The 26,013-nt window shown below is 63.6% G+C and carries 21 protein-coding genes; 10 read left to right on the forward strand and 11 right to left on the reverse strand.

Features of this window, described 5'->3' with window-relative positions; all coding sequences use genetic code 11:
* Positions 1–55: 55 nt before the first annotated feature.
* Positions 56–2,176 (forward strand): heavy metal translocating P-type ATPase, encoded by a 2,121-nt coding sequence (locus tag ABIB36_RS05310; protein ID WP_502944904.1) that lies wholly within the window; start codon positions 56–58, stop codon positions 2,174–2,176.
* A gap of 71 nt (positions 2,177–2,247) precedes the next feature.
* Here the strand turns inward: ABIB36_RS05310 and ABIB36_RS05315 are convergent, their stop codons facing one another.
* The 4 genes from ABIB36_RS05315 to ABIB36_RS05330 form a co-directional block, all read right to left on the reverse strand.
* A complete protein-coding gene (locus ABIB36_RS05315; protein WP_354560418.1) occupies positions 2,248–2,880 on the reverse strand; it encodes a DUF305 domain-containing protein in 633 nt (210 codons plus the stop codon).
* 87 nt (positions 2,881–2,967) lie between these two features.
* On the reverse strand, positions 2,968–3,363 hold the full coding sequence (locus ABIB36_RS05320) for a DUF6153 family protein (RefSeq protein WP_354560415.1): 396 nt from the start codon (positions 3,361–3,363) through the stop codon (positions 2,968–2,970).
* A 58-nt stretch (positions 3,364–3,421) separates the two neighbouring features.
* Positions 3,422–3,883 carry a MarR family winged helix-turn-helix transcriptional regulator gene (locus ABIB36_RS05325; RefSeq protein WP_354560413.1) on the reverse strand — a complete coding sequence of 154 codons (462 nt, stop codon included), beginning with the start codon at positions 3,881–3,883 and terminating at the stop codon, positions 3,422–3,424.
* Entirely contained in the window at positions 3,880–4,485 is a 606-nt protein-coding gene (locus ABIB36_RS05330) for a DJ-1/PfpI family protein (protein WP_354560411.1), read from the reverse strand. Before ABIB36_RS05330 ends, ABIB36_RS05325 begins: the two co-directional genes overlap by 4 nt.
* A gap of 122 nt (positions 4,486–4,607) precedes the next feature.
* Here ABIB36_RS05330 and ABIB36_RS05335 point away from each other — a divergent pair, with 122 nt between their 5' ends.
* Complete coding sequence (locus ABIB36_RS05335; protein ID WP_084348210.1) at positions 4,608–5,624, forward strand: Rieske (2Fe-2S) protein; 1,017 nt, start codon at positions 4,608–4,610, stop codon at positions 5,622–5,624.
* Between the two features lie 50 nt (positions 5,625–5,674).
* Here the strand turns inward: ABIB36_RS05335 and ABIB36_RS05340 are convergent, their stop codons facing one another.
* From ABIB36_RS05340 to ABIB36_RS05360, 5 genes are all read right to left on the reverse strand, one after another.
* Positions 5,675–7,186: an FAD-dependent oxidoreductase gene (locus ABIB36_RS05340; RefSeq protein WP_354560408.1), complete on the reverse strand. Its 1,512-nt coding sequence runs from the start codon at positions 7,184–7,186 to the stop codon at positions 5,675–5,677.
* The gene (locus ABIB36_RS05345) at positions 7,183–7,902 is read right to left on the reverse strand and encodes a class I SAM-dependent methyltransferase (RefSeq protein ID WP_084348327.1); all 720 of its coding nucleotides are present in this window, start codon (positions 7,900–7,902) and stop codon (positions 7,183–7,185) included. The genes ABIB36_RS05340 and ABIB36_RS05345 overlap by 4 nt, the downstream gene beginning before the upstream one ends.
* Before the next feature lie 41 nt (positions 7,903–7,943).
* Entirely contained in the window at positions 7,944–8,177 is a 234-nt protein-coding gene (locus ABIB36_RS05350; RefSeq protein WP_084348329.1) for an RNA-binding S4 domain-containing protein, read from the reverse strand.
* Positions 8,178–8,332: 155 nt separating this feature from the next.
* On the reverse strand, positions 8,333–10,534 hold the full coding sequence (locus ABIB36_RS05355; protein WP_354560620.1) for a heavy metal translocating P-type ATPase: 2,202 nt from the start codon (positions 10,532–10,534) through the stop codon (positions 8,333–8,335).
* 29 nt (positions 10,535–10,563) lie between these two features.
* Positions 10,564–10,701: a hypothetical protein gene (locus ABIB36_RS05360; RefSeq protein WP_218775728.1), complete on the reverse strand. Its 138-nt coding sequence runs from the start codon at positions 10,699–10,701 to the stop codon at positions 10,564–10,566.
* Between the two features lie 214 nt (positions 10,702–10,915).
* Between ABIB36_RS05360 and ABIB36_RS05365 the strand changes: the two genes are divergently transcribed.
* A complete protein-coding gene (locus tag ABIB36_RS05365) occupies positions 10,916–12,613 on the forward strand; it encodes a cutinase family protein (RefSeq protein WP_354560406.1) in 1,698 nt (565 codons plus the stop codon).
* Between the two features lie 53 nt (positions 12,614–12,666).
* On the opposite strand, the gene ABIB36_RS05370 is transcribed toward ABIB36_RS05365, so the two are convergent.
* Positions 12,667–12,933, reverse strand: a complete 267-nt coding sequence (locus ABIB36_RS05370) for a helix-turn-helix domain-containing protein (protein WP_084348213.1) — start codon at positions 12,931–12,933, stop codon at positions 12,667–12,669.
* Positions 12,934–13,032: 99 nt separating this feature from the next.
* Here ABIB36_RS05370 and map point away from each other — a divergent pair, with 99 nt between their 5' ends.
* Positions 13,033–13,803, forward strand: coding sequence for a type I methionyl aminopeptidase (gene map / locus ABIB36_RS05375; RefSeq protein WP_354560618.1), 771 nt, complete (start codon positions 13,033–13,035; stop codon positions 13,801–13,803).
* Between the two features lie 121 nt (positions 13,804–13,924).
* On the opposite strand, the gene amaB is transcribed toward map, so the two are convergent.
* Positions 13,925–15,472, reverse strand: coding sequence for an L-piperidine-6-carboxylate dehydrogenase (gene amaB / locus ABIB36_RS05380; RefSeq protein WP_354560404.1), 1,548 nt, complete (start codon positions 15,470–15,472; stop codon positions 13,925–13,927).
* Positions 15,473–15,589: 117 nt separating this feature from the next.
* Between amaB and lat the strand changes: the two genes are divergently transcribed.
* The 6 genes from lat (at position 15,590) to ABIB36_RS05410 (ending at position 25,946) form a co-directional block, all read left to right on the forward strand.
* Positions 15,590–16,933, forward strand: coding sequence for an L-lysine 6-transaminase (gene lat, locus ABIB36_RS05385; RefSeq protein ID WP_354560402.1), 1,344 nt, complete (start codon positions 15,590–15,592; stop codon positions 16,931–16,933).
* Between the two features lie 192 nt (positions 16,934–17,125).
* Positions 17,126–18,976, forward strand: a complete 1,851-nt coding sequence (locus ABIB36_RS05390; RefSeq protein WP_354560400.1) for an anthranilate synthase family protein — start codon at positions 17,126–17,128, stop codon at positions 18,974–18,976.
* A gap of 131 nt (positions 18,977–19,107) precedes the next feature.
* Positions 19,108–21,189, forward strand: coding sequence for a putative bifunctional diguanylate cyclase/phosphodiesterase (locus ABIB36_RS05395; protein WP_256895824.1), 2,082 nt, complete (start codon positions 19,108–19,110; stop codon positions 21,187–21,189).
* 23 nt (positions 21,190–21,212) lie between these two features.
* The gene (locus ABIB36_RS05400; protein ID WP_084348335.1) at positions 21,213–21,626 is read left to right on the forward strand and encodes a TIGR03668 family PPOX class F420-dependent oxidoreductase; all 414 of its coding nucleotides are present in this window, start codon (positions 21,213–21,215) and stop codon (positions 21,624–21,626) included.
* Between the two features lie 197 nt (positions 21,627–21,823).
* Positions 21,824–25,063, forward strand: coding sequence for a bifunctional lysylphosphatidylglycerol synthetase/lysine--tRNA ligase LysX (gene lysX / locus ABIB36_RS05405; RefSeq protein WP_256895882.1), 3,240 nt, complete (start codon positions 21,824–21,826; stop codon positions 25,061–25,063).
* A gap of 13 nt (positions 25,064–25,076) precedes the next feature.
* Positions 25,077–25,946 carry an alpha/beta fold hydrolase gene (locus ABIB36_RS05410; protein ID WP_354560397.1) on the forward strand — a complete coding sequence of 290 codons (870 nt, stop codon included), beginning with the start codon at positions 25,077–25,079 and terminating at the stop codon, positions 25,944–25,946.
* Positions 25,947–26,013 lie beyond the last annotated feature (67 nt).

A 26,013-nucleotide genomic window follows, 5' to 3' on the forward strand; every position in this document is an offset into this window, starting at 1 on the left:
AGGGGTATCAACCACGAACTCGATCAGTGGGAGTACATGCATGATGAGCAACCACATGAACCCCGACACGGCACATCCACCTCAGCCGGATTCGGCACACTCCGGCCACGATGACATGACCGGGCACGACATGGCAGGACACGCGGGACATGCCGGACACGGCGATCACGCCGGCCAGTTCCGTCGTCTGTTCGTCATCATGGTCTTCTTCGCCGTTCCGGTCGTGTTCGCCTCGAACATGTTCGCGATGATCGTCGGCTATTCGCTACCCGATGCAGCGTGGATAGCCTGGATCTCACCAGTACTGGGTACGGTCATGTACTTCTGGGGTGGATCACCGTTCCTGACCGGCGCGGTCAGCGAAATACGTTCGCGGAAACCAGGAATGATGCTTCTCATCGCCCTGGCGATCACAGTCGCATTTCTCGCATCGATGGGTTCGAGCATCGGCATACTCGACCACCAGCTCGACTTCTGGTGGGAACTGGCGCTGCTGATCGTGATCATGCTGCTCGGGCATTGGATCGAGATGCGGTCACTTGCGCAGACCACCTCGGCATTGGACTCACTGGCAGCGCTTCTCCCCGACACCGCCGAACGCGTCGAGGACGGCGAGGTCGTCTCGGTGACGCCGGACGACTTGCGGGTCGGCGACATCGTCGTCGTCCGCCCAGGTGGGCGGGTGCCTGCCGATGGCACCATCGTCTCCGGGACCGCGAGCATGGACGAATCGATGGTCACCGGCGAATCGCGCACTGTCCGCCGCAGCGACGGTGACCACGTCGTCGCCGGGACCGTCGCCACCGATTCCGGCGTCCGCATCCAGGTCACCGCCATCGGCGAGGACACCGCTCTCGCCGGCATCGGACGTCTGGTCGCCGACGCGCAGAACTCGTCGTCGCGGGCCCAACGCATTGCCGATACCGCGTCGGGCTGGTTGTTTTGGTTCGCGCTGGGAGCCGCGGCCATCACGGCAGGAGTGTGGACACTGTTCGGGCTGCCCGACGACGCCGTCATCCGCACGATCACCGTTCTGGTCATCGCCTGTCCACACGCCCTTGGGTTGGCGATCCCCCTGGTGGTGTCCATCGCCACCGAACGAGCCGCCCGCAGCGGTGTCCTGATCAAGGACCGGCTGGCGCTGGAAACCATGCGGACAGTGAACACCGTGGTTTTCGACAAAACAGGAACGCTGACCAAAGGTGAGCCCACCGTCATCGCGATCGAGGTAACCGGGGGCCACACCGCCGACGAAGTCCTGGCATCGGCCGCGGCCACCGAAACCGATTCCGAGCATCCTCTCGCCCGTGCCATCGTCGAAGCCGCACTTCACCGCGGACTGACGGTACCGACCGCTACCGACTTTCAGTCGTCCCCGGCGATCGGGGTGTCCGCCGACATCGACGGAACTCGCATCCACGTCGGTGGCCCGGGCCTGCTCGAACAGGAGCACGCCCGCGAACTTCCCATCGCCGACCGCTGGGGTGACGACGGCGCGATCATCCTGCACGTCCTCGCCGAAAGCGAGGTCATCGGGGCGTTGAAGCTCGCCGACGAGATCCGACCGGAATCACGCTCGGCGATCGAGGAACTTCATAGCCGCAACATCGAGGTCGTGATGATCACCGGTGACGCCGATGCCGTCGCGAAGTCCGTCGCCACCGAACTCGGTATCGACCGCTATTTCGCCGGAGTGAAACCGGAAGACAAGTCCCATCACGTCGCCGACTTACAACGGGAGGGACGCACAGTGGCGATGGTCGGCGACGGCGTAAACGACGCTCCGGCGCTTGCGCAGGCCGACGTCGGGATCGCGATCGGCGCGGGCACCGACGTCGCCATCGCGTCGGCGGGAGTGATCCTGGCCAGCGACGACCCCCGATCGGTGCTTTCGGTGATCGAGCTTTCGCGTGCCTCGTATCGGAAGATGAAGCAGAACCTCTGGTGGGCAGCGGGATACAACCTCATTTCTGTGCCGCTTGCGGCAGGAGTACTGGCACCGATCGGGTTCGTACTGCCGATGTCGGTCGGGGCCATCTTGATGTCGTTGTCGACGGTCATCGTCGCGGCCAATGCGCAGTTGTTGCGTCGACTCGATCTCACCCCTGACAGCATCGCCGGCGGCGAGCATTCGAATGATGTAGCCGAAGAGCATCGACCGGTGCCGACGAGCTGAGCTCGAGGCAGACAGTAGAACGACCGAAGGCCGCACCCCATGCAGGGGTGCGGCCTTCGGTGTCGAACAGGTCAGCCGAGGAGACTGCGCATCGTGTCGATCTCCTCTTGCTGCGAAGTGACGATCATGCGCGACATCGCCAGAGCCTCAGGATTGGAACCCTGTTCGATCTCGACATTCGCCATGTCGATAGCACCGGTGTGGTGGTCGATCATCATCGTCAACCATTGGCGGTCGAACTCGGCGCCCGAGGACGCCATCAACGAGTCCATTTCCTGATCGGTCATCATGCCGCTGCCGGAGCCGTGATTCATGCCGCCCATACCGCCCATCTCCCCCAGGTCAGTGGAAGGGGCAGGCTGGCCCCACTCGGAGAGCCACGCGGTCATCTGGTCCATCTCCGGCTGCTGCGCGGCTTCGATCGCCGACGCCAATGCCAGGACATCTGGATTCTCGGTCCGCCCGGTTGCCATCTCGGACATCTCGACGGCTTGTGCGTGGTGCGGGTACATCATCTGCGCGAACATCACGTCGGCATTGTTGAACTGCGCCGACGCATCCGATGTGGACTGCGACGAGTTCATCGAGTGCCCGTCCATCATCTGCCCGTTCATCGGAGTGTTGGAAGAATTTTCGCTGCAGCCGGCGAGGAAAATAACGCCTGCCGAGGCAGCCGCGAGTGCCGCAAGTACTGGAGTACGCATGTGAAATTCCTTACGAGAGTGATCTTTTACGGAGTTCGGATACGAAAAAGCGATCCGCCGAGATGCATGTGCATTTCGGGCTCCCCGTCACACTCGCAAGGTCACCGATTCGTCCAACTCCCAGAGAACCCACGGCGGCGCACGTTCCAGCGCGGAGGCAGTGCGCCCGCCGACGATGTCCACCGCTCGTGGTGAGAGATCGAAGTCGATGCTGGTGGTCGGCACCGTCAGAGCAGGCCACGACGTCGTGGTTCCCGCACACGGATGCATCATCTGATGTGTCGACGGGCAATCGTGCTCGGCGAACGCGACAGGCCCAGAAGCGTCGAGTCGAGACTCGGACGCCATCGCAGAATTGCCGCTGCCCATCGAGGACATCGGTGTCACCGAGTGCATGAGCAGCACCCCGAAGATAGTGAATGCAATCAACAACCCGGTAGCCGAGGCGGTACCTCGCAAACTGCCGCGGATCACTGAATACATACAACCGACGGTACCAGCCATACCCCCGGGGGGTAAAGGCGTCGTCTCGCCCGGCGGATTACTCGATCTCACCCCGATAGCGACGCGAAGCCGCGATGATCTTCATCATCCCGTCCCGGATCCGAAGTATCTCCTCTTCCCCTACCGCCTGCCCGACGGCATCGGCCCACGCATGTTGATCGTCGCGTAGCGCCGTCAGGGTGGTCCGACCTGCGGGCGTGGGCCGAAGTAATTTGGCTCTTCGATGCTTGGGGTTCTCCAGGTACTCCGCCCACCCCTTGTCCACCAGGATGTCCGCCGTGCGCTGAACACTCTGCCGCGCAAGACCGAGGCCGACGCGTCGAGCGATCTCGACGACTGCCAAGGGCTCGTCCAGTGTGGCGCCGAGTACTTGCCACCACGCGGGCGTCAGGCCTGCCGGCTCGGCTATCTGCCGCGCCGCCGTGAGAAACTCACCGTTCAGTTCGAAAGCCGGCAGTACGGCAGCGGTCAGCGCATCACCGGCAGGTGAACGGGTCATCCGGCGACCAACTGGTCGTAGAACTTGCGCTCTCCGGTGGAGTACAGCCCGTACCAGGCCTCGATGATCGGCTCCGGGAATAGTTCGAGTACCTCGAACATCGCTTTCGTGAACTGCAATGCAGCCGTACCCGGTGCGGTCACCAGGGAGTGATCGGACACTACCCGCGCAGCACGATAGTGCTCACTACCGGTGTATTCGGTTGCACCGGAGATGAATTCGAGCGCATTGCTGGTGTGCAGGAGAGCGTTCAGTGCTCCGGTGCGCGCGAGCCCGAGCGTGGCCCCACAGATGGCGCCGACGGGTATTGCGCGATCGATCGCCGTCCGAGCAAGCTCGAGCACCGCAGCATGGCCCTCACCCCAGGTGTCGCCGCCGGGGAGGACGAGTGCCGCGAGCGATCCGACGTCGAGATCGGCGACGTCGCCGTCGGGAAGAATGCGAATGCCACCGGCGGTGGTGACCTCGCCGCCGCCGTCGGAGACGACGGTCAGCCGGTAGCGGTCGGGATCGGATTGTCTGGCCATGGCAACTCCAGCCACGAAGTATCCGTATTCCCAGTCGGCCATGGTGTCGAGTGCGTAGAGAGCAATGGTCTTCATAGAAACCTCCGTAATTGACAGGGTGCTGTCATATTACTCATAGGCGGCACACCAAGTGTGATGTCGCCGGAATTGGGCACAATAGAGTCGAGACACAAAACCAGCACGGAAAGCGGGTACCCATGGCAGCCCTCGATGCACTACGCGGCCGGTGGCCGAAAAGCTTGCCCCTTCAGCCATTGCCTGCAGAAGCGTGGGCCAAACAGGAGCCGACCTGGAAGGGTGCGAATCCGCAGGTCATCGAGTCCGCGCTCAAACGCGCAAAAATGCGGCCGTCGGGAAACTGGTTCGTCTTCGCCGCAAGCCGCGACATCCCGAAGGACAAGCCGTTCGGACGGCACATCGGCGGCACCGAACTGGTTGCCTGGCGCGATGAGAAGCAAGGAATCCACATCGCCCCCGGGGTCTGCCCACACCTCGGTGCACCGCTCGACAAGGCGAAGATCGAATGCGACACCCTCATCTGCCTGTGGCACGGCATGCCGCTCGGCCCCAAGGGACGCCCCGGGTGGAAGCCGCTACCCGCATTCGACGACGGCATCCTCGTCTGGGTCCGGATGGACGAACTCGGTGGTGAGGAGCCGACCGAAGTACCGATCGTCCCGATCCGCCCGCCCGCCGCGAACTCCGTCGATGCCGTCGTGACGGTGACCGGCATTTGTGAACCGGACGATATCGTCGCCAACCGCCTCGATCCGTGGCACGGCGCCTGGTTCCATCCCTACTCGTTCGCACGACTGAAGGTGGTCGACGCACCCACCGACGTCGATGTCCCCGAAAAAGACGATCGGTTCCTCGTCGACGTGACATTCCGCGTCAGCCGCGGAATCGGTGTGCCGGTCCGTGTCGAATTCGTCTGCCCAGGTCCGCGCACCATCGTGATGCGCATTCTCGAAGGCGAGGGCATCGGAAGCGTCGTCGAGACGCATGCGACGCCACTGGGCCCCGGGCCGGACGGCAAGCCACGCACAGCCGTCATCGAGGTCACCGTCGCCAGCTCCGAGCGTCCGGGATTCAAGATGGCCCGCAAGGTCGCCCCGCTGCTTCGTCCCGCCATGGGTTGGACTGCTGAGCGGCTGTGGAAAGACGACCTCGACTACGCCGAGCGAAGGTACGAATTGCGCTCACGCGGCATGTGAGAAAACCAACCTGTCGATCCCCCCCCCGATGCGCGGGGGGATCGACGCGGTCAGCGCTTGGTGAGCCGAGCCAGCTTGTCGAAGACTCGAAAGCGTCCGCGCGTCGGGACCGTATAGATCGGATGCCCGGCGATGCCCCAGCCCGAGAGCAGGGTGTTCGCCGCATGCAACCCGGTTGTCGCGGCACGTTCCATCAGTGCGACCGGCAGATCGATCCTGATGCCGTCCCCCGCGAGCACGACGCCCGGTTCCGGGGTGCGCACGGTGGGACGGTTGGCGAACTGACCGAGGCCGAACAACGGGCAATCATTGCGCCATTCGGTGCGCTCGGATACCACTGTGGCCGAAGCGGTTTCAGGATAAATCTCGTGCATCCGCGCCAACAACTGCGCGCGCGTCTCCTCTTCGGAATCGACGGCGGCGTACGCATGCAGTTCGACGACCGATCCGCCGGTGCGCGCGGCCCACTCCGCCGCCTCGTCCTCGAACCGCTCGAGCACACTGATGTTGTCGATCGGCGGCATACCGCCGGTTCCGATGAAGGCCGGGCGATCGGCATTCACCGGCTTGTCGAGCCACACACGATGCACCAGGAACGGCGGCGTATTCTCCAACGCCGCAATGCGTTTGCGCCATTCCGATGTGCCGAGCTCCGGCGAGCTCTCCACCACGTTCTGCAAACCGGCGATATCGGCCGCAAGCACCACGGCGTCGACCTCACCCACGCCGACTACGTCGTATGCGCGTTCGCGGCCCCGGGCAATACCCTCACACGCAGTACCCACCCTGATATCGACGCCCAAGCCTAGTAAGTACTCTCCCAACGGATTCCACAGCGCCTGCGGATATGGGCCGCGAGGCACGTCGAAGATCAGCCCCTCCGACGAACCGAGGAAGTAGATGTGGAACATCATGGCCAACTCGGCCGCGGACATGTTCTCGGGGTCGGCGAAGAAACTCCGCGAGAAAACCCCGAACGCCAAGTGTCTGGCAGCCTCCGGGAAGTTGATATTGCGCAGAAACTCCGCCGCCGGGGTCGTGTCGAGCTCCTCGAACGTCTCCGGAACGCTGACATTCATCAGCGGCAGAGCCGCTACACCCTTGAGCGAGAACAACTCTCGCATTCGGAAGGTAGGACTCCGAGCGACGAACGCGAACGCATTCAGCGGAGGCGTCTGCGGCAGACCCTTGAACCCGTCGATTCGGCCATCGCCGTCGATCAGCGGGTAGTCCTCGACAGGCCGTAGCCGTCGCAGACCCGGATCGCTGCGCTCCATCAGGTTCCGAAGGTTGTAGTACTGCCGGAAGAACGCATGGAAACCGCGACTCATCGTCGCCGGAGTGCCGTCGTCGAGCGTGGTATCCCACCCCCCGACGCGACCGCCCAGGTAGTTCTCACGTTCTAGCACGGTCACCTCGATACCGCGCTCCGCCAATGCCGTTGCCGCACTGAGGCCGGCGATCCCGCCACCGACAACGACGACGCGCGGCACACGGGTCAGCGAACCGGCATCCGGAAACCCAGCTGGAGCAGGATGTTCGACGCGTCGAGAATCGGTCACAATGTCTCCATCGGACGGGCGCCCAGAAAAGTGTGTACGACACCGTTCTGCCAGCCCGTCATAGTCTCGGTAGCCAAGGAAGTGAAACCTGCACGCTGCATACGCCTGGCGAAGTCTCCAGCACCGTCGAACGTCACCACACTGCGCCAGAGATGCTGATACAAGGTCGTGTTACGCGTCGCCAAGTAACCGAGCGGAATGATGACCGCCCAACACACGAACGTCCACAGCACCTGTGCACGAATGGAATCCTTGACCGAGTACTCGTGAAAAGCGATGCTCCCACCGGGCTCGAGCAACGACATCAGCGACTTCAACTCCGTATCCGGATCATCGACGTTCCTGATCAAATACGCAGCAAGGATGCCGTCGAACGGGCCATCGACCCCGTTGACATTGAGATCCTCCACGCGGCTGTGCACGAACGTCACGTTCGACGGCCACGACTTCGAGCGCGCCACCTCGAGCATCTCCGCCGACGCATCGGCAGCAACGATCTGCGCATGCGGAGCCGCCTTCAGCAATGCCGCCGTCGACGCACCCGTCCCGCAGCCGATATCGAGCAAACGAAGCCCATCACCGAGGCCAGGAAGGCGCAGCCGCTCCGCCGATTTCGACAGATGATCGTGATAGCCGGGGTTCGCACCGACCAACCGATCGTATGCCCGTGCCCCGACGTCGAAAGCCCCAGGCACCTCGTCTCGCGGCAAGCCCATACCCGTCACCCGTTTGCCACCCCATTCGCGCCCGCCAACCTTCACAGCGTCGACTCACTCACGACGCGAGCCGACGGACCACCGTCGATCGAAACGACATCACCCGGATGAAGTTGGCGACCACGTCGCAGATCCACCTCATCATTGACGCTGACCTGCCCATCGGCGATGAAAGTCTTCGCCTCCGCCCCCGACTCGATGAGGTTCGCCAACTTGAGAAACTGCCCGAGCCTGATGGACTCGTCACGGATCGGAACATCTTGGGAGTCAGCCATGACTCCATCTTGGACTACACCGAGCAGATGGTCACTCCGCAGGCCGAACAAGGTCACTCCGCAGGCTCCGCTCCCGCCCTATCAAGGTCACTCCGCAGGCTCCGCTCCCGACCGAACAAGGTCACTCCGCAGGCTCCGCTCCCGACCGAACAAGGTCACTCCGCAGGCTCCGCTCCCGCCGCCTGGAAGCGCCGCAAACGCAGGCTATTGGTCACCACGAACACCGAGGAGAACGCCATCGCCGCGCCCGCCAGCATCGGGTTGAGCAGGCCCGCCGCCGCAAGTGGGATAGCCGCGACGTTGTACGCGAACGCCCAGAACAAGTTGCCCTTGATGGTCGCGAGCGTCTTGCGGGAGAGCCGAATCGCGTCGCCGACGGCACGAAGATCCCCGCGAACGAGCGTCAAGTCGCTGGCCTCGATCGCGACATCGGTGCCGGTCCCCATGGACAATCCGAGATCTGCCGTGGCCAATGCTGCCGCGTCGTTGACGCCGTCGCCGACCATCGCGACGACCCTGCCCTCGGCCTGAAGCCGCGCGATGACGTCGACCTTGCCCTGCGGGAGCACGCCGGCGAAGACCTCGGTGATGCCGACTTCGGCGGCGATCTTGCGCGCTGCGGCCTCGTTGTCACCGGTCAGCATGACCGGAGTCAGACCGAGTTCACGCAATTCGGCGATGGCCTGCTTGGACGTCGGCTTGAGCGCATCGGCGACGACGAGAATTCCCCGTGCTCGCCCGTCCCAACCGAGCGCGACGGCGGTTCGGCCGTCGGCCTCCGCGTCGTGCAGCGCGCTTTCGAGCTCTGGAGGCAGCGGGAGTGACTTCTCGGCCAGCAAAGCGGCGCGTCCCAACACCACCGTCCGGCCATCGACAGTTCCGCTGACCCCCAGGCCTGCAATGTTCGCGAAATCGATCACCTCGGGCAGTGAGGTCTCTTGCCTGGCGGCTGCAGTGATGGCCGCTGCGATGGGGTGTTCGGAGCCGGACTCGATGGCACCCGCCATCGTCAAGATCTCATCGCGGTCTTCGCCGTCGGCGCCATGGACCGCGAGCAGCGTCATCTCACCGGTGGTGACGGTGCCGGTCTTGTCGAGAACGACGGTGTCGATACGACGCGTCGACTCGAGCATCTCCGGGCCCTTGATCAAGATGCCGAGCTGGGCAGCTCGACCGGTGCCGACCATCAATGCCGTCGGAGTCGCCAGTCCGAGCGCACACGGACAGGCGATGATCAGAACAGCAACGGACGCGGTGAATGCCGCGGCGACCGAACCGCCGGTTCCGAGCCAGAAGCCCAGGGTCGCAACGGCGATGGCGATGACGATGGGAACGAAGATCCCAGAGATCCGGTCGGCCAGGCGCTGCACCTGAGCCTTACCGGTCTGTGCTTCCTCGACGAGGGTCGCCATCTGCGCGAGCTGCGTATCCGCACCGACCCGCGTGGCTTTCACCACGAGCCTGCCACCGACGTTGACGGTCGCGCCGACCACATCGTCGCCGGTGGAGACTTCGACGGGCACGGACTCACCGGTCAGCATCGACTTGTCGACGGCGGAGGCACCGGACTCGACGATGCCGTCCGTCGCGATCTTCTCCCCGGGCTTGACGACGAACCGATCTCCGACGGCCAGTTCTGCGACCGGCACCTGCTTTTCGACACCGTCCTTCAGGACCGTGACGTCCTTGGCACCGAGGTCCAGCAGTGCCCGGAGCGCGGACCCAGCCCGCCGTTTGGCGCGCGCCTCGAAGTAGCGGCCGGCAAGAATGAACGTGGTCACTCCGGCGGCGGCCTCGAGGTAGATGTTGGACATGCCGTCCATGCGGGCGATGGTCAGCTCGAACGGGTGCTTCATTCCCGTCACACCCGCGGTTCCGAAGAACAGCGCGTACAACGACCAGCCCAGCGCCGCGAGCGTGCCCATCGACACGAGCGTGTCCATCGTGGACGTGCCGTGACGCAAGTTCTTCGCCGCCGCGACATGGAAAGGCCACGCGCCCCAGACGACGACGGGTGCCGCAAGAGTCAGTGACAGCCACTGCCAGTTGTCAAACTGCAACGCAGGCACCATCGCCATGGCGATGACGGGCACGGACAATACGAGGGAGATCAGCAGGCGCTGCTTCAACGGATCTGTCGTGTCGGCCTCGGCAGTAGCGTCGCCGTCAGCCGGATCTTCGGTGCGAGGCAGGGTCGCGGTGTACCCCGCCTGCTCGACAGCCTTGATCAGATCGGCCGTCAAGACGCCGTCACTGACGACTTTCGCCTTCTCGGTGGCGTAGTTGACCGTGGCCGTCACGCCGTCGAGTTTGTTCAGTTTGCGCTCGATGCGGTTGGCGCACGACGCGCACGTCATGCCGCCGAGGATCAGTTCGGTGTTGGTAGTCACGACTCGTTCACCTCTGCATGCTCATGGCTGACGGGAACCTGTTCTCCGACTGGGCCCACCAACGAGCCGAGGAAGTAGGCGGCGAAGAACACCACTGTAATTCCGAGCACGAACATCGAGAGTTTTGCCAGCACGTCCATCTCCTTCATCTCTCAGTTCTACCATACCCCCTGGGGGTATGAATTCGGCGAGTCTGGAATCCCGGTGTAACGCGACGGGTACCCCGTGCGAAATCCAGGTAGCCCGCCACGCAGACCGGCGCGGGTCGAAGTTCATGGTGAACCTGCGCGAGCGACTGCAGGTTCACATCGGTTCGGGGTCGAGTCGACCAACTGATGGGGATATTTGATGCCTTTACGACATTCGGCCCGCGGGCCCGCACATCGCCGACGTCTCGCCACGAGCGCAGTGGCGTTCCTCTCACTGGGCGCACTGGCCGTCGGTGGCGTCGCACTGACCGATTTCGGTGGGTTCACCTCATCTGACGCAGAAGTCGAACTCGCCTCGACGGCAACCTGCTACGACATGGTCAGCATCGCCGTCGGCGGACGTGGTGACAGCCCGAAGAACGGTGTCACCAAGATGCTGACGACACCCGACGGAACACCGCTCCCCGCCGCTCTTGCAGGCGATTTCGAAAGCGACTGGATCGACCAGATGGTCGGCGCGCCCAACGACAAGGTCGCGGAAGGCTCGTACGCAGCCGTCTACGTCGAGTACCCCGCCAACATGGCGTCCTACGACGAAGCCGTCAACACCGGCGTAGAGAACTCACAGAAGGTCATGCGCGCCATCGCCGCATCCTGCCCTGATACCCGCTTCGCGATCGTCGGCTACAGCGAAGGCGCCGACGTCACGCGTCGAGCAGCCATGGAGATCGGTAACCAGACCGCAGGCCCGGACGGCAAGTGGGGCATCGTCGATCCGGCCAACGTCGTCGGCGTCGTCATTCTCGCCGACGCCGGACGCAAGGCGGGCGAAGGAGCATTCCCCGGATCGACATCCGGAACAGGCCCCGATGGATTCGACACGGTCTACCAGAACGGTTCCGGTCCTGCGGGCGCCGGCGCACTGCCAGGCACCGCCGGCAGCTTCGGTGCACTCGAGGGCAAGGTAGCGTCATTCTGCTCCGAGGGCGACCTGACCTGCGCAATGCCGGAAAACACCTCGCTGCTGCACCTCGCCGCCAATGTGGGACGACAGCTCGACGTCGACGCTCTCCAGCGTGACGGCACGCTTACCCCCGCCACCGGCGCAGACATGGCCATGGTCCTCGGCCGCATCGCCGTCGCAGCGTTCAATGACATCGCGGGCCAGGACAACTGGCTGGCCGGCGACGAGACGTTCCTCGATGTGCTTCTCAAGGTGTCCGAGCCGGGCTACAAGCCGGGCGTCGTGACCAAGCCGGTCGCAAAGGTCGACGAAGCCGGCGAACCGCTTCCCGCCTCGGAGGCCGTCAATCTCGCCTACCTGCCGTCGAAGATCGCCAAGGAGATCATCGGCTTCATCGGCTCGAACACGAACACCGTCCAGGTAGTGATGAACGATCCGTACGGGCAGACACTCGGACCGGGCTCGGGCCACCACTTCGACTACTGGCGTGACGCGGACCCGGCCAAGGGCAAGCCGCTCACCTCAGCTCAGTACGCCGCAGCGTGGCTGACGCAGCTGGCCAAGGAAGCCGAAGCAGGCAAGCCGATCAAGACCGCCGCTGTGCAGGAAAACGCTCGCCTCGCAGTCTTGGCAGATCCGGCCGCAGCGACAGCCACCACCTCGGCTGCTCCGACGACGACCTCGGTCGTCACGGCACCTCCCGCGGCACCGGCTGAGCTGGCTCCGATTGCACCCGCGGTCGTGGCTCCGCCCGTCGACCCAGCACTACCGGTCGATCCGGCTCTGCCCGTCGACCCGGCATTGCCCGTCGATCCGGCTCAGCCTGTAGACGGCACGCAGGCAGTGGAAGGAACCCAGCCTGTCGAGGGGACGGTCACTACTACCACTGCCGTCCCGACGACGGTGGCTCCCACCACGACGCCGGCTCCGTAAGTTCTGCTCCTCTCAGCGCCTATCCGAGATTGTTCGGGTGGGCGCTGAGTCGTCTATCCAGTGTTCTGGAGGTTTGCCTCGGGAAGACAGATACGGGCGAGGAGCTCGAGCGGGACGTCCAAGACAGCTGCAAGTGCAGCGACCGTCGTAAAGGCTGGAGTGGCCAGACGGCCGGTCTCGATCTTGCGCAAGGTCTCGGGTGAGATCGACGCGGCAAGCGCCACTTCGGCGGGCTTGCGGTCGCCTCGCGCTTGTCGGAGGTAAGCGCCGAGACGTTTGCCGGCATCGAGCTGCTGCGGCGTCAAAGGGGATCGCACCATACGAGTAGGTTACGCCACCCCGGTATGAAAATACCTAGCCGTCGTTTACTGTGGTATTTCTATACCGATTTGGTCAGCGACGAAATGGAGAGCAAACGCGTGCTGGAACTCAAGACACACCAGGAGATCGAGGCGATGCGCACCACCGGCGCCTTCATCGCCCAGCTACTCGACGAACTGCAGGCGCGCGCCCTGGTGGGAGTCAATCTTCTCGATCTCGAACAACACGCTCGACAGATGATCACCGAACGTGGTGCGGTGTCCTGCTATTGGGACTACGCGCCCTCGTTCGGCCGCGGCCCGTTCCGCAATGTCATCTGCCTGTCCGTCAACGACGCAGTGCTCCACGGCCTCCCACACGACTACACGCTGCTCGACGGGGATCTACTGACCATGGACATCGCGGTCTCGGTCGACGGCTGGGTGGCAGACTCGGCGCGCAGCCTGATCGTCGGCACCCCCCGAACCGAAGACCAGAGACTGATCGAGGCCACCGAGAACGCCCTCGGCGCCGGTATCGATGCCGCACGTTCCGGTCGACGCCTGGGCGATATCTCCGCAGCGATCGGGGCCGTCGCCGCCGACTACGGCTATCCGGTCAACACCGAGTTCGGCGGGCACGGGCTCGGCCGAACCATGCACGAGGACCCACACATCCCCAACCAGGGGCGCGCCGGCCGCGGCCTGGTACTTCGGCCCGGACTGACCCTCGCCCTCGAGCCGTGGTTCGCTCACGGAACCGACAAGATCGTCTACGACCCCGACGGCTGGACCATCCGATCCGCCGACGGCTCACGAACCGCCCACAGCGAACACACAATCGCGATCACCGACGGTGATCCACTGGTACTGACCAGCCGCGCGGGGTGATGGAATCGTCTACCTTTGGGGAGCGCGCACCCTTTGTGTAAACCTCACAGCGGTGTTCTCGTCCGAGCGCGTGTGCGCGGTTCCCAAAAAGGGTGCGCGGTTCGACCGCCCGACGGCCTGCTCAGGTGAATTTCACTCCCTGAGCCAAAGGCAGATCGTTGGAGTAATTCACGGTGTTGGTTGCCCGGCGCATGTAGGCCTTCCACGCATCCGATCCGGATTCGCGACCGCCACCGGTTTCCTTCTCGCCTCCGAATGCTCCGCCGATTTCGGCACCGGATGGCCCGATGTTGACGTTGGCGATACCGCAGTCCGAGCCTGCCGCGGACAGGAACATCTCCGCCTCGCGTAGGTCCGTAGTGAAGATCGACGACGAAAGCCCTTGTGGCACGTCATTGTGCAGGGCAACAGCTTCGTCGAGCGTGTCGTAGATGAGCACGTAGAGGATCGGTGCGAACGTCTCGTGCTTGACGATGTCCGTCTGGGTGGGCATCGAGATGACGGTCGGCTCGACGTAGTACGCGTACTCATCGAAGATCTCGACGCGGTTGCCGCCGGCACGCACGATGCCGCCGTCGGACGCTGCCGCGTCGAGCGCCTTCTGAAAACCGGCGAAGGCGGGTGCGTCGATCAGGGGTCCAACCAGAGTGCCTGGGTCCAGGGGCGACCCGATCGACAATGTGGCGTACGCCCGCGCGATCTTTTCCACGAGCGCCTCGGCGATGGACGAGTGCACGATAACGCGTCGCAACGACGTACACCGTTGTCCTGCAGTGCCTGCCGCGGAAAACACGATGCCACGGGTGGTCAGATCGAGATCTGCCGACGGTGTCACGATCGCCGCGTTGTTGCCGCCGAGCTCGAGCAGTGCCCGCCCGAACCGCTCGGCCACCCGGGGTGCGACGGCCCGTCCCATTCGCGTCGAGCCCGTCGCCGACACGAGCGCCACCCGCGGGTCGTCGACGAGGGCTTCACCGGCGACCCGATCGCCGACTATGAGCTGCGCAACCTTCGGATCCACGCCTGCTTTTTCGGCGGCGCGCTCGAACAATGCCTGTACGCCGAGGGCGGTCAGCGGCGTCTTCTCCGAGGGCTTCCACACCACCGTGTCACCGGCAACCAACGCCAGCACGGCATTCCACGACCACACCGCTACCGGAAAGTTGAACGCGGTGATGACGGCGACGACGCCGAGGGGGTGCCACTGCTCCATCATTCGGTGGCCGGGCCGTTCGGTAGCAATCGTCTTTCCGTAGAGCTGACGCGACAATCCGACGCCGAAGTCGCAGATGTCGATCATTTCCTGCACCTCGCCGAGGCCCTCGGACACGATCTTGCCCGCCTCGATCGACACGAGCGCACCGAGATCGTCTTTGTATTCACGCAGGAGTTGACCGAGTTCACGAATGAGGCCGCCGCGGACGGGCGCCGGCACGCTCGACCACTGGGCATAGGCCGTCTTGGCGTCGGCGATGACGGCGTCGACGTCGGAGACCGTGGCCGAACCGAGGGATGCCAGATTGCCACCGGTGATCGGTGAGCGCGCGACGATCGGCATGGTCGAGGTGGTCGCTGTAGTCGAGGCATCGAGATCGACGCGAACGCCGAGCCGCCCGAGAATGGCGCGGGTCTCGACACTCAACGCATCGTGGGTGACGGGTGAGGGCATAGTGCGCACCTTTCGAAGACGGAGAGTGTCACTTCAATCTAGCCGAATGCCCGAACACAGGAAAATATACTGTTCAAAGGGCTTGCTAACGGAATCTTTACGCGTATGTTGGGCACTATGACGCAGGTATTGCAGCGCGCGGCAGCGGCTACATCGACTGTCGACGCCCACGACGTCCATGCCATCATCGGCCGCCACATGCTCGCCGACGGATTCGAGATGGTTCTCGATCTCGACAAGAGCCAGGGATCGACGCTCGTCGATGCCAGGGACGGCACGTCGTACCTGGATCTGTTCACGTTCTTCGCCTCTTCGGCGCTCGGGATGAACCATCCCGGTCTGGTGTCGGACGAGGCCTTCCGCGCCGATGTGCTGCAGGCCGCGATGAACAAGCCGAGCAACTCCGATGTCTACACCGTGGCCATGGCGCGGTTCGTCGATACCTTCGCCCGAGTCCTGGGAGACCCGCGTCTGCCGCACTTGTTCTTCGTCGAAGGGGGCGCGCTCGCCGTCGAGAACGCACTCAAGGTCGCGTTCGATTGGAAGAGCCGTTGGAACGGCAAGCACGGCGTCGACCCCGCACTGGGTACGCAGGTACTGCATTTCGAGCATGCGTTCCACGGCCGCACGGGGTACACGATGTCGCTGACCAACACCGACCCCGACAAGGTCGCCCGGTTTCCGAAATTCGATTGGCCCCGCATCCCGTCGCCGTACATCCGCAGTGGGGTGGACATGGACGCACTCGAAGCCGACGCACTTGCCGCGGCCAAGATCGCCTTCGAGGCGAATCCCCACGACATCGCCTGTGCGATAATCGAACCCATTCAGGGTGAAGGCGGCGACAACCATTTCCGCCCGCAGTTCCTGGCACAGCTTCGCGATCTCTGCCACGAGTACGACGCGTTGTTCGTTCTCGACGAGGTACAGACGGGTGCCGGAATGACCGGCACCGCATGGGCTTTCCAGCAGCTCGACGTCGTCCCCGACGTGCTCGCGTTCGGCAAGAAGGTTCAGGTCTGCGGCGTCATGGCGGGTGGACGCGTCGACGATCTCGACGATCACGTATTCGCCGTCTCCTCACGCATCAATTCCACGTGGGGTGGCAACCTCACCGACATGGTGCGTTCTCGCCGGATTCTCGAGATCGTCGAATCCGAGGGGCTCATCGAGGGCGCGGCCACACTGGGGCTTCATCTGCGTAGCCGCCTCGACGACATGGCTACGCGGCACGAGATTGTCACCGAGGTCCGCGGTCGCGGGTTGATGTGCGCTTTCACGATGCCCGACGCCGGGAGCCGGGACCGCTTGATCGGGGACCTCCGCACCGAGGAGCATGTTCTCGCGCTCGGATGCGGTGATAGTGCGATCCGCTTCCGGCCTGCTTTGACGATCAGCGAAGGAGACTTGGACCGTGCCGTCGACGCGATCGAGCGAGTACTGACGCAGATGGCGAGCTAGCTCGGGCGCGAGAGTGTGTACAGTCACTCGACATGTACGCACCTCTACTCGTTGCAGGATCATGGTGGTGGCGCTCTTAGGCGCCCACACCTTTGCGTACTTCCAACCGTGGCCGCCTTTCGAGGTGGCCATTTTTTTGTTGTCTCGGCCCCTCGGCGGGCAGCCTTTTGCGATTCCGAAAGGCTGATCGACGTGCATGAAGCTCCGACCTCGAAAGTTTTGAACAAGGCTCTCACCGGTTCCGCGCCGTTCGCGATTCTGAGCCGCGAACATGGTGTCGACGTTCTGATCGGCGATGTCACCGATGCGCCGTCCCTCGCCGACATTGCGTTGAATCCGCATGCCGACGGCCCCGACGTGTTGGCGCTGGTCCCATTTCGGCAGGTCACCGAACGAGGTTTCGTATGCCACGACGACGAATCGCCGCTGCAGTGCCTGCAGGTCCGCGAGCACGCCCTGCTGAGTATCGACGAGGTGCTCGGCGCACTTCCGAGCTCCGAACTGAACCTTCTCGACGGCCGATTCGAGCCCGAAGACGACGCGTACGCTGCGGTCGTCGAGCGGGTGCTCACCGACGAGATCGGTCGGGGCGCGGGCGCGAACTTCGTCATCCGCCGCGACTTTCGGGCACAGCTGGACGATCCGATCGCCAGTGGACTCGAGATCTTCCGAAGACTGTTGGTCGGTGAATCGGGTTCGTACTGGACATTTTTCGTTCACACACCGCAGATCACGCTCGTGGGTGCGACCCCGGAGCGGCACGTCGGATTCGATGGCACGACAGCAATCATGAATCCGATCAGCGGTACCTATCGGCACCCCGTCGAAGGTCCCTCGGGCGCAGGTGTTCTCGACTTTCTCGGTGATGCGAAAGAGAACGACGAGCTGTTCATGGTCGTCGACGAGGAACTGAAGATGATGAGCCGTATCTGCGAAAACGGTGGCCGCGTCATCGGTCCGCGCCTCAAACAGATGGGCCATCTGACGCACACCGAGTACGTCCTGGTGGGAGACAGTGAGCTGGATCCACGCGAGATCCTGCGGGAGACTATGTTCGCACCCACTGTCACCGGTTCACCGATCGAGAATGCCGCACGTGTCATCGAGCGTTACGAGAACACCGGGCGCGGTTACTATTCCGGCGTGTTGGCACTGTTCGAAGGCACCGACGGGGTGAGCACACTCGACGCGCCGATCCTGATCCGCACGTGTGAGATCTCGCCTGCCGGTGAGCTGAAGATCTCGGCAGGCGCCACCCTCGTACGCAACTCCGTACCCGAACACGAAGTGGCCGAGACACGTTCGAAGCTCGGCGGCGTACTCGCCGCCCTCGGTGTCGAACCGCCACGCCCACGTGGAACGGACGCCGTCCGTCTCGGCACCTACCCTGGCGTCGCCGACGCGTTGGCGTTGCGCAACGACAAGCTGGCGTCGTTCTGGATCGACCAGCAGCCGCTCGTCGTACTGCCCGAGCTGCTGGGCCGTACTGCAGTCGTCGTCGATTTCGAGGATCAGTGGACGGCGATGATCGCCCATCAGCTCCGCCACCTCGGCATGGACGTGTCGGTTCTTCGGTGGGAAGAGTACTCCGACACGGACGCCGACCTGCTGGTGTGCGGACCCGGGCCCGGAGATCCGAACCTTGTTCTCGACAACCGAATTCGTGCTGTCGAGCGGGCCGTCCGCGCTCGACTCGACGCCGGCGCACCGCTACTCGCGATCTGCCTGAGCCACCAGGTTCTCGCACGGATTCTCGGGTTGGACGTCGTCGCGCTTTCTCGTCCGCAGCAGGGAGTCCAGCGAGAGGTCGAGCTCTTCGGAGAGCGTCGGACACTCGGTTTCTACAATGCATTCGCCGCGCTGCCGGGAGAGATTTCAGGGGTGGGCGTGTCAGTGGATTCTCAGGGCGTCAACGCGCTGCGGGGCGCCGGATTCGCGTCGGTTCAGTTCCATCCGGAGTCCGTGCTGTCGACCGACGGGCTCGATGTTCTCCGCTGCATGGTTCAGCGGTTGTTGGAGCCGGTCGGCGTCGTATCGGCATGAGCGCCTTTCGGACCTAGGTCAGCAGAAGTCGTTCAAGCGTCCACCAAAACAAGGTAAACATCCTGTTTCTAGCGCGAAAGCAGACTTTCGGGCTATTCTTGCTTTTGGCCGACCGGTCACAGGGGGGGAAGATGAACCGAGATCCTTCCATGCCCCTACCCCGAATCGACGATCCTCATTCAGCGCCACGCGACGCGCTGGAGTCGATCCCCGAAGCCCTCCTGCTGATCAACGCCTCACTTGTCATCACCTACGCCAACCCTGCCGCTGCGCAACTGCTCGGCACGACGCGCGATCGCCTCCTCGGACGCGAACTCGAAGCGTGGTTCAACGAAGCCGCTCGGGCAGAGTTCCTTGCCAAGTGCAGCGTCCCCGGCTGGTCCGGCGTAGTCGAAGATTTCTCGTACACACTGCAGAAGTGGCTGTCGTACAAGGTCAACCCAGGCTCGGGTGGCTACGCAATCTGGGCCCTGGATGTCACGACCGAGCGGCTCGGCAACGGTCGAAACGAATGGACCGACGAGCTCGCCCAAACCATGCTCGACGCAGTCCCCGCTGGGACCGTTGTACTCGACACCAACGGCACCATTGTGCTGGTCAACCAACAGTGGGATCAGTTCTGGGGCAGTTGGCCGGGTGGTTCGCGCTACGTTCCGGGTGAAAACTACTTCGATATGTGGCGTACTGAGGCCGAGTCCGGCAATCAGGACGCCGCGATCGTCCTGACCGGACTCCAGGGGCTCGTGGGCGGTGACTCGGCGATGCACACCTTCGACTTCCGATGGTCCACACTCGAAAACAACTACTGGTACCGCATGCGAGCCGCGCTACTCACCGACGGTAACGGCCTCTACATCACCCACACCGATATCACCGCGCTTGCGGCGGAGCTGGGTGAGCCCTCGCGGCAGGACCCGCTGACGGGCCTGGCCAGCCGGGACGAGATCGAAACGCTGTTGCGCGGCGAACTGCAGCGGCGCACCGACGACAACGAGGTCAGCGTCCTGCTCGTCGACATCGACGGATTCAAAGAGTTCAACGACGCCCTCGGGCCCACGCAGGGTGACCAACTGCTCCGGCTCGTCGCGCACCGAATCGATGCGTCGACGCGTCCCAGTGACACTCTCGGCCGACTCACCGGCGACGAGTTCGTGGTCATCGCCCGCGGATGTCAATCCATCGCGGCACGCGCACTCGCCGCCGGGTTCGTGAGCGTCCTCGAGCCGTCGTTCGAGCTCGGCACTCGCCAGCTGACCATCACTGCCAGTGTGGGCGTAGCCACCTCCGACGCGAAGAACACCGACGCGGTCCAACTCATTCACGACGCGACCACGGCGATGCACGCAGCCAAATCACTAGGACGCAGCAGCCACCAGGTGTTCTCGACCGACCTGCGCGACAGCAACCGCACTCGGCTGGAAGTTCTCGAACGCTTGCGTGGGGTGGCCATGGCCGAACACGAACTGGAGATGCTCTACCAGCCCATCGTCGAAATATCCTCCGGCATTGTCATCGGCGCCGAAGCACTCATTCGATGGAATCACCCCGACCTGGGTCTACTGATGCCCGACAGCTTCATCCCCCTCGCCGAAGACGCCGGCCTCATCATCCCGCTCAGCAACTGGATTCTCAACGAGGTCGGCCGGACCATCGCCTCCTGGCAGAATCGTGGCATCGCGGCGCAGATCGGCATCAACGTCAGCCCGCTGCACTTCGCCGCAGGAACACTCGCCACCGACGTCATCGACGTCATCGACTCACTCGGCATCGAGCCCGGACGCGTCGTACTCGAACTGGCAGAATCGAAATCGCTGCACGACGTCGACGCCGTGCAGTACCAACTACTCGACGTGCGCCGGCACGGGGTTCTCGTCGCGATCGACGACTTCGGCTCCGGCTTCTCCTCGCTCGAACGCCTCGCAACCCTGCCCGTCGACATCCTCAAGATCGACAGATCACTCACCCAGCACCTCGACAGCAAGAACCTTCAACGCAGGCGCGCCATCTCCGCGCTGTGCAAAGCTGTCGTCGACGTCTCGCACGACCTGGGCAAGGACACTGTTGTCGAAGGAATCGAAACGCCCGAGCAAATGGCTTCCTGCGCTGACATGGGAGTGACCTTCGGACAAGGCCACCTTCTCGGTCGTCCGATGTCAGCCGTCCAGCTCGAGAGCGTCCTATGTCAAGACGGCGCGCACAGCGCCTCTGCATGACCGCGCGTCAGAAGGAATCAACTGTGAAGATCGCCGACGACACCATCCGCTTTTCCGCCGCGCGCCGAGCAATCCTGTCGACGATCAATCCCGACGGCACACCACATCTCGTGCCTGTCGTCTTCGCCGTCGTCGACGATCGCATCGTCACCGCCATCGATTGGAAACCGAAATCCACCCGTAAACTCCAGCGGCTGGACAACATCCGCGCCGACCCGGCTGTCGGCCTCATCGTCGACAATTACGAAGACGAGTGGGACAACCTCTGGTGGGTTCGCGCCAGTGGATCGGCCCGTGTCGTCGACGCTCACTCCGACGAGGGCAGAACTGCAATCGACGCTCTCGTGGAGAAGTACGAGCAATACGCTTCTGCCCGGCCGGAGGGTCCGGCAATCATCGTCGAAAAGTTGACCTGGCGGTCCTGGAAAGCCTCCTAACCAGCGCCCACAGACCCTCGACTGTGGAATGATCCCCCTTGAACCTGTCGTCGGCGTTACCGTTGGCCCTGGGTAGTTGGTAACGCCGACGGCAGGAGTGGGCATTGACGAGCACATCGGTGTCACCGGAGAAGTCCGCTCGCGGGGGCGGCGAGGAGAGGCCAGCGCGGGCCTTCGCTCCACCCGAACATGGCCGGCTGGCGAAGGTTCCACACATCGCCGGGCTGATTCTCGGCACTTTTGCTGTGCTGGTGTTTCTGTGGAGTATCTCCCCGGCGCTGCGAGAAGCCGTGCGAGTACCGCGAGAGTACGTCGACAACTTCTACATCGATGCCCCGGATACCTCACTGGCATGGGCGCTCGTAGTCGGTCTCACTGCGGCAGCCTTGGCAAGCCGTAAGCGCATCGCCTGGTGGTTCCTGACGCTCTATCTCGCGCTGTTCGCGCTCACCAATCTCGCTGAGGGGATCCAGGAGAAGAACGCCAGTGCCTGGGTCGCCCTTGGCGTCCACGTCGTCGTCATCGGCATTCTGGTGGCGGCGCGTAAGGAGTTCTACACCCGCGTACGACGCGGCGCGGTGTGGAAAGCTCTCGGAGTTCTGGTCCTGGGCGCGATCATCGGCACCCTGCTCGGATGGGCTCTGGTCGCACTGTTCCCCGGCACTCTCCCGGAGAACGAAACGTTCCTGTGGGCCTTCAACCGCGTCACGGCATTGGCGACGGTGGACAACGAGCAATTCAGCGGTCGCCCACACGGTTTCGTCAACACTCTGCTCGGTCTGTTCGGCGCACTCGCATTGCTCGCGGCCGTCGTCACCCTGTTCCGGTCGCAGCGCTCGACCAATGCCCTGACGGGCAGCGACGAGTCGGCACTGCGCGGCCTCCTCGACAAATGGGGAGCGGACGACTCCCTCGGTTATTTCGCCACCCGGCGTGACAAGGGTGTCGTGTTCGCCCCGAGCGGTAAGGCTGCGGTCACCTATCGCGTCGAGGTCGGGGTGTGTTTGGCCAGCGGAGATCCCATCGGCAATCCCGAGGCGTGGCCGCACGCCATCGACGCGTGGCTCGAGTTGGCCGCAAAGTACGGCTGGTCGCCTGCGGTGATGGGGGCCAGCGAAATCGGTGCCACGGCGTACAAGCGGGCCGGCCTGAACGTCCTCGAACTCGGCGACGAGGCCATCCTGTACACCAAGACGTTCAACCTCAACGGCCGTGAGATGCGTCCGGTCCGCCAAGCTGTCACCCGTGCACGCAAGGCGGGCGTGACGGTGGAAATACGTCGTCACCGCAACATTCCAGCACCCGAGATGGCCGAGATCATCGACTGCGCCGACGCGTGGCGCGACACCGAGACCGAACGTGGATTCTCGATGGCTCTCGGACGCCTCGGCGATCCGCTCGACGGCGATTGCATGCTGGTTCAAGCCAGAGCGGGCGAGAAGACCGTCGGCATTCTGTCGTTGGCGCCGTGGGGTCGTACTGGCGTTTCGCTGGATCTGATGCGACGCGATCCCCAGTCCCCCAACGGGGTGATCGAACTTCTGGTCACCGAACTGGCAACCGGTGCAGACCAATTCGGGGTCAGCAAGATTTCGTTGAACTTTGCGGTGTTCCGAGCCGTGTTCGAGGAGGGCAGCCGAATCGGAGCTGGGCCGGTGCTGCGGATCTGGCGTTCGATGCTCGTGTTCTTCTCGCGGTGGTGGCAACTCGAGGCGCTGTACCGCTCGAATCTGAAGTATCAACCCGACTGGGAACCGCGCTATCTGTGCTTCGCCGACAGTCGCGTACTACCGAAGGTCGGCATCGCATCTGCGATCGCCGAGGGCTTCTTGACGCTCCCGAGTTTCCGGCGCGCACGCAAGCACACCGGTAGCCACGTGTCCGTGCCGGCAGCTCTCGCCGACAATACCGATATCCACAGTGACGGAAGCGGACCGGAAAATGTAGCGGAGGAGGTCGAGCAGCCGCAGGGGCCTCGGCGCCCCGACCAGGTTCGCGTCCGGATCTCCAAGCTCGAGCGCCTCGAGAGCGAGGGAACCGAGGGCTACCCCGTCGCACATCCACCGACGCATTCCGTCGCCGAGGCATTGGCGGCGCCCCAGGGAACGACGGTTCGGATTGCCGGTCGTCTACTACGAATTCGAGACTACGGCGGGGTCGCCTTCGCGATCGTGCGGGACTGGACCGACGACATCCAGGTGTTGTTCGACCGGGCCCGCGTCGGGGACAAGCTGGACGAATTCGATGCCGACTTCGACCTGGGCGATCTCATCGAGGTCAGCGGAGTGATCGGACGAAGCAACAAGGGCGAGTTCTCACTGCTCGCCGGCGACTGGCGGATGAATGCCAAATGCCTGCACCCACTGCCGGACAAGTGGAAGGGCCTCAAGGACCCCGAATCTCGGGTGCGTCAACGCTACGTCGATCTTGCGATCAACCGCAGCACAAGGGATTTGATGATCGCTCGCAGCAACGTGGTCAAATCGATGCGGGATTCACTGTCCGGCCGCGGATACATGGAGGTGGAGACGCCGATCCTGCAGCAGGTTCACGGCGGAGCGAACGCGGCCCCGTTCATCACCCACATAAACGCCTACAACCTCGATCTGTATCTGCGGATCGCACCCGAGCTGTACTTGAAGCGGCTGTGCGTCGGCGGGATGGACAAGGTGTTCGAGATCGGCCGAGTGTTCCGCAACGAAGGCGCCGACTTCAAGCACAACCCGGAGTTCACCATCCTCGAGGCGTACGAGGCACACAGTGACTACGAGCAGGCGATGGTGTTGTGCCGCGAGCTCATTCAGCAGGCCGCTATCGCCGCACACGGTCGCGAAATCGTCCTTCGACCCGACGGCCCGAACGGCGAGATGATCGAAATCGACATCTCCGGTGAATGGCCCGTCAAAACACTGCACGGGGCCGTCGCAGAGAAGCTCGGCGTCCCGGTCGCCCCCGACACCTCACTCGCCGAACTTCGAAGACTCTGCGAGGAGAACGACGTTCCATACGAAAAGAGTTGGGATGCAGGCGCCGTCGCACAGGGCATGTACGAGCATCTGGTCGAGGACTACACCGAGTTCCCCACCTTCTACACAGACTTCCCGACGTCGATGTCGCCGTTGACCCGTCCGCATCGGTCGATTCCGGGTGTTGCCGAGAAGTGGGATCTCGTCGCGTGGGGTGTCGAACTGGGCACTGCGTACAGCGAGCTCACCGACCCCGTCGATCAGCGTCGCCGACTGACCGAACAATCTCTTCTCGCGGCGGGTGGTGACGAGGAAGCGATGTCGCTCGACGAGGACTTCCTGCAGGCCCTCGAGTACGGCATGCCGCCGACAGGCGGTCTCGGCATGGGTGTCGATCGCGTCGTCATGTTGATCACCGGTGGCAGCATCCGCGAGACCTTGGCCTTCCCCCTCGCGAAGCCGCGACAGTAACGAAAAATTTGCAATGTTTCACATGAAACAATCACCTCCCGGCAGGTTCGTCGTAGTCGACGGACTGCGCACACACGTCGTGGTGACCGGTGGTGGTCCGCCGATCGTCCTGTGCGGCGGACTCGGAGGCAATTGGTTCGACTGGGACGACGCGGCCGCGATTCTGTCGGCATTTCATACCGTCGTCGTGTTCGACCGACCCGGGTTCGGGCTCAGCGAATCGTTTCCGCGCGGCCACACCCCCACCGTCGAGGCCGAGGCAGCTCGCATCGTCGGCGTTCTCGACGCCCTCGAGCTGCCAGACCCTGCCGTGGTCGTCGGGCACTCGATCGCAGGGTTCTACGCGGAGGCGTTCGCTCGGCTGTACCCGTCGCGCACCGCGGGAGTGCTGCTGCTCGACTCGAGCGCGGAGCGAGATCCGTGGCATCTGATTCCGAGGCGTTGTCGTATTTCCGCGGCATATGCCCTCTCGCGGACACTGACAACACTCGGACTGCAGCGACTACTGGGAACTACGGTCCGACGCATTCTCAATCAGTCCATCCCTCCCGACGGCATTCCGATCGAGACCTACGACTGGATCGCACAGATCTATCGGACGCCGTCGTACCTCGAGGCGGCGCTGGTGGAGGACTTCGTCTACCCGGACATGGCACTCGAACTCAACCGAATCAGACGCAGCCATCCGATGCCGGATGTGCCGGCGACCGTCGTCGCCGCCCACACCGGTCGACCTACACCGTGGGGACGTCACTGGATTGCCAAACAGCGGCGACTGGCTCAGTGTCTGGACGCGAAGTTCTCCGTCATCACGAACGCCCATCATCACGCGATGATCGACCAACCCGCCGAGGTGGCGGGCCTGATCGCCGAACTGGTGTGACGTACCGAACTCCGCGCACGTAACGTGTCCTCTCGAGCCCGTAGCCCAAGACCCGATCCACAGTTCG

Source organism: Rhodococcus sp. UYP9 (assembly GCF_040547235.1).
Taxonomy (GTDB): Bacteria; Actinomycetota; Actinomycetes; order Mycobacteriales; family Mycobacteriaceae; genus Rhodococcoides.

Excerpts from the sequence above, each read along its gene's own strand:
- ABIB36_RS05310 (WP_502944904.1), top strand. The coding sequence starts at position 56 with ATGAACCCCGACACGGCACATCCACCTCAGCCGGATTCGGCACACTCC.
- ABIB36_RS05315 (WP_354560418.1), bottom strand. The coding sequence starts at position 2,880 with ATGCGTACTCCAGTACTTGCGGCACTCGCGGCTGCCTCGGCAGGCGTT.
- ABIB36_RS05320 (WP_354560415.1), bottom strand. The coding sequence starts at position 3,363 with ATGTATTCAGTGATCCGCGGCAGTTTGCGAGGTACCGCCTCGGCTACC.
- ABIB36_RS05325 (WP_354560413.1), bottom strand. The coding sequence starts at position 3,883 with ATGACCCGTTCACCTGCCGGTGATGCGCTGACCGCTGCCGTACTGCCG.
- ABIB36_RS05330 (WP_354560411.1), bottom strand. The coding sequence starts at position 4,485 with ATGAAGACCATTGCTCTCTACGCACTCGACACCATGGCCGACTGGGAA.
- ABIB36_RS05335 (WP_084348210.1), top strand. The coding sequence starts at position 4,608 with ATGGCAGCCCTCGATGCACTACGCGGCCGGTGGCCGAAAAGCTTGCCC.
- ABIB36_RS05345 (WP_084348327.1), bottom strand. The coding sequence starts at position 7,902 with ATGGGCTTGCCGCGAGACGAGGTGCCTGGGGCTTTCGACGTCGGGGCA.
- ABIB36_RS05350 (WP_084348329.1), bottom strand. The coding sequence starts at position 8,177 with ATGGCTGACTCCCAAGATGTTCCGATCCGTGACGAGTCCATCAGGCTC.
- ABIB36_RS05355 (WP_354560620.1), bottom strand. The coding sequence starts at position 10,534 with ATGACGTGCGCGTCGTGCGCCAACCGCATCGAGCGCAAACTGAACAAA.
- ABIB36_RS05365 (WP_354560406.1), top strand. The coding sequence starts at position 10,916 with ATGCCTTTACGACATTCGGCCCGCGGGCCCGCACATCGCCGACGTCTC.
- ABIB36_RS05370 (WP_084348213.1), bottom strand. The coding sequence starts at position 12,933 with ATGGTGCGATCCCCTTTGACGCCGCAGCAGCTCGATGCCGGCAAACGT.
- amaB (WP_354560404.1), bottom strand. The coding sequence starts at position 15,472 with ATGCCCTCACCCGTCACCCACGATGCGTTGAGTGTCGAGACCCGCGCC.
- lat (WP_354560402.1), top strand. The coding sequence starts at position 15,590 with ATGACGCAGGTATTGCAGCGCGCGGCAGCGGCTACATCGACTGTCGAC.
- ABIB36_RS05395 (WP_256895824.1), top strand. The coding sequence starts at position 19,108 with ATGAACCGAGATCCTTCCATGCCCCTACCCCGAATCGACGATCCTCAT.
- ABIB36_RS05410 (WP_354560397.1), top strand. The coding sequence starts at position 25,077 with ATGTTTCACATGAAACAATCACCTCCCGGCAGGTTCGTCGTAGTCGAC.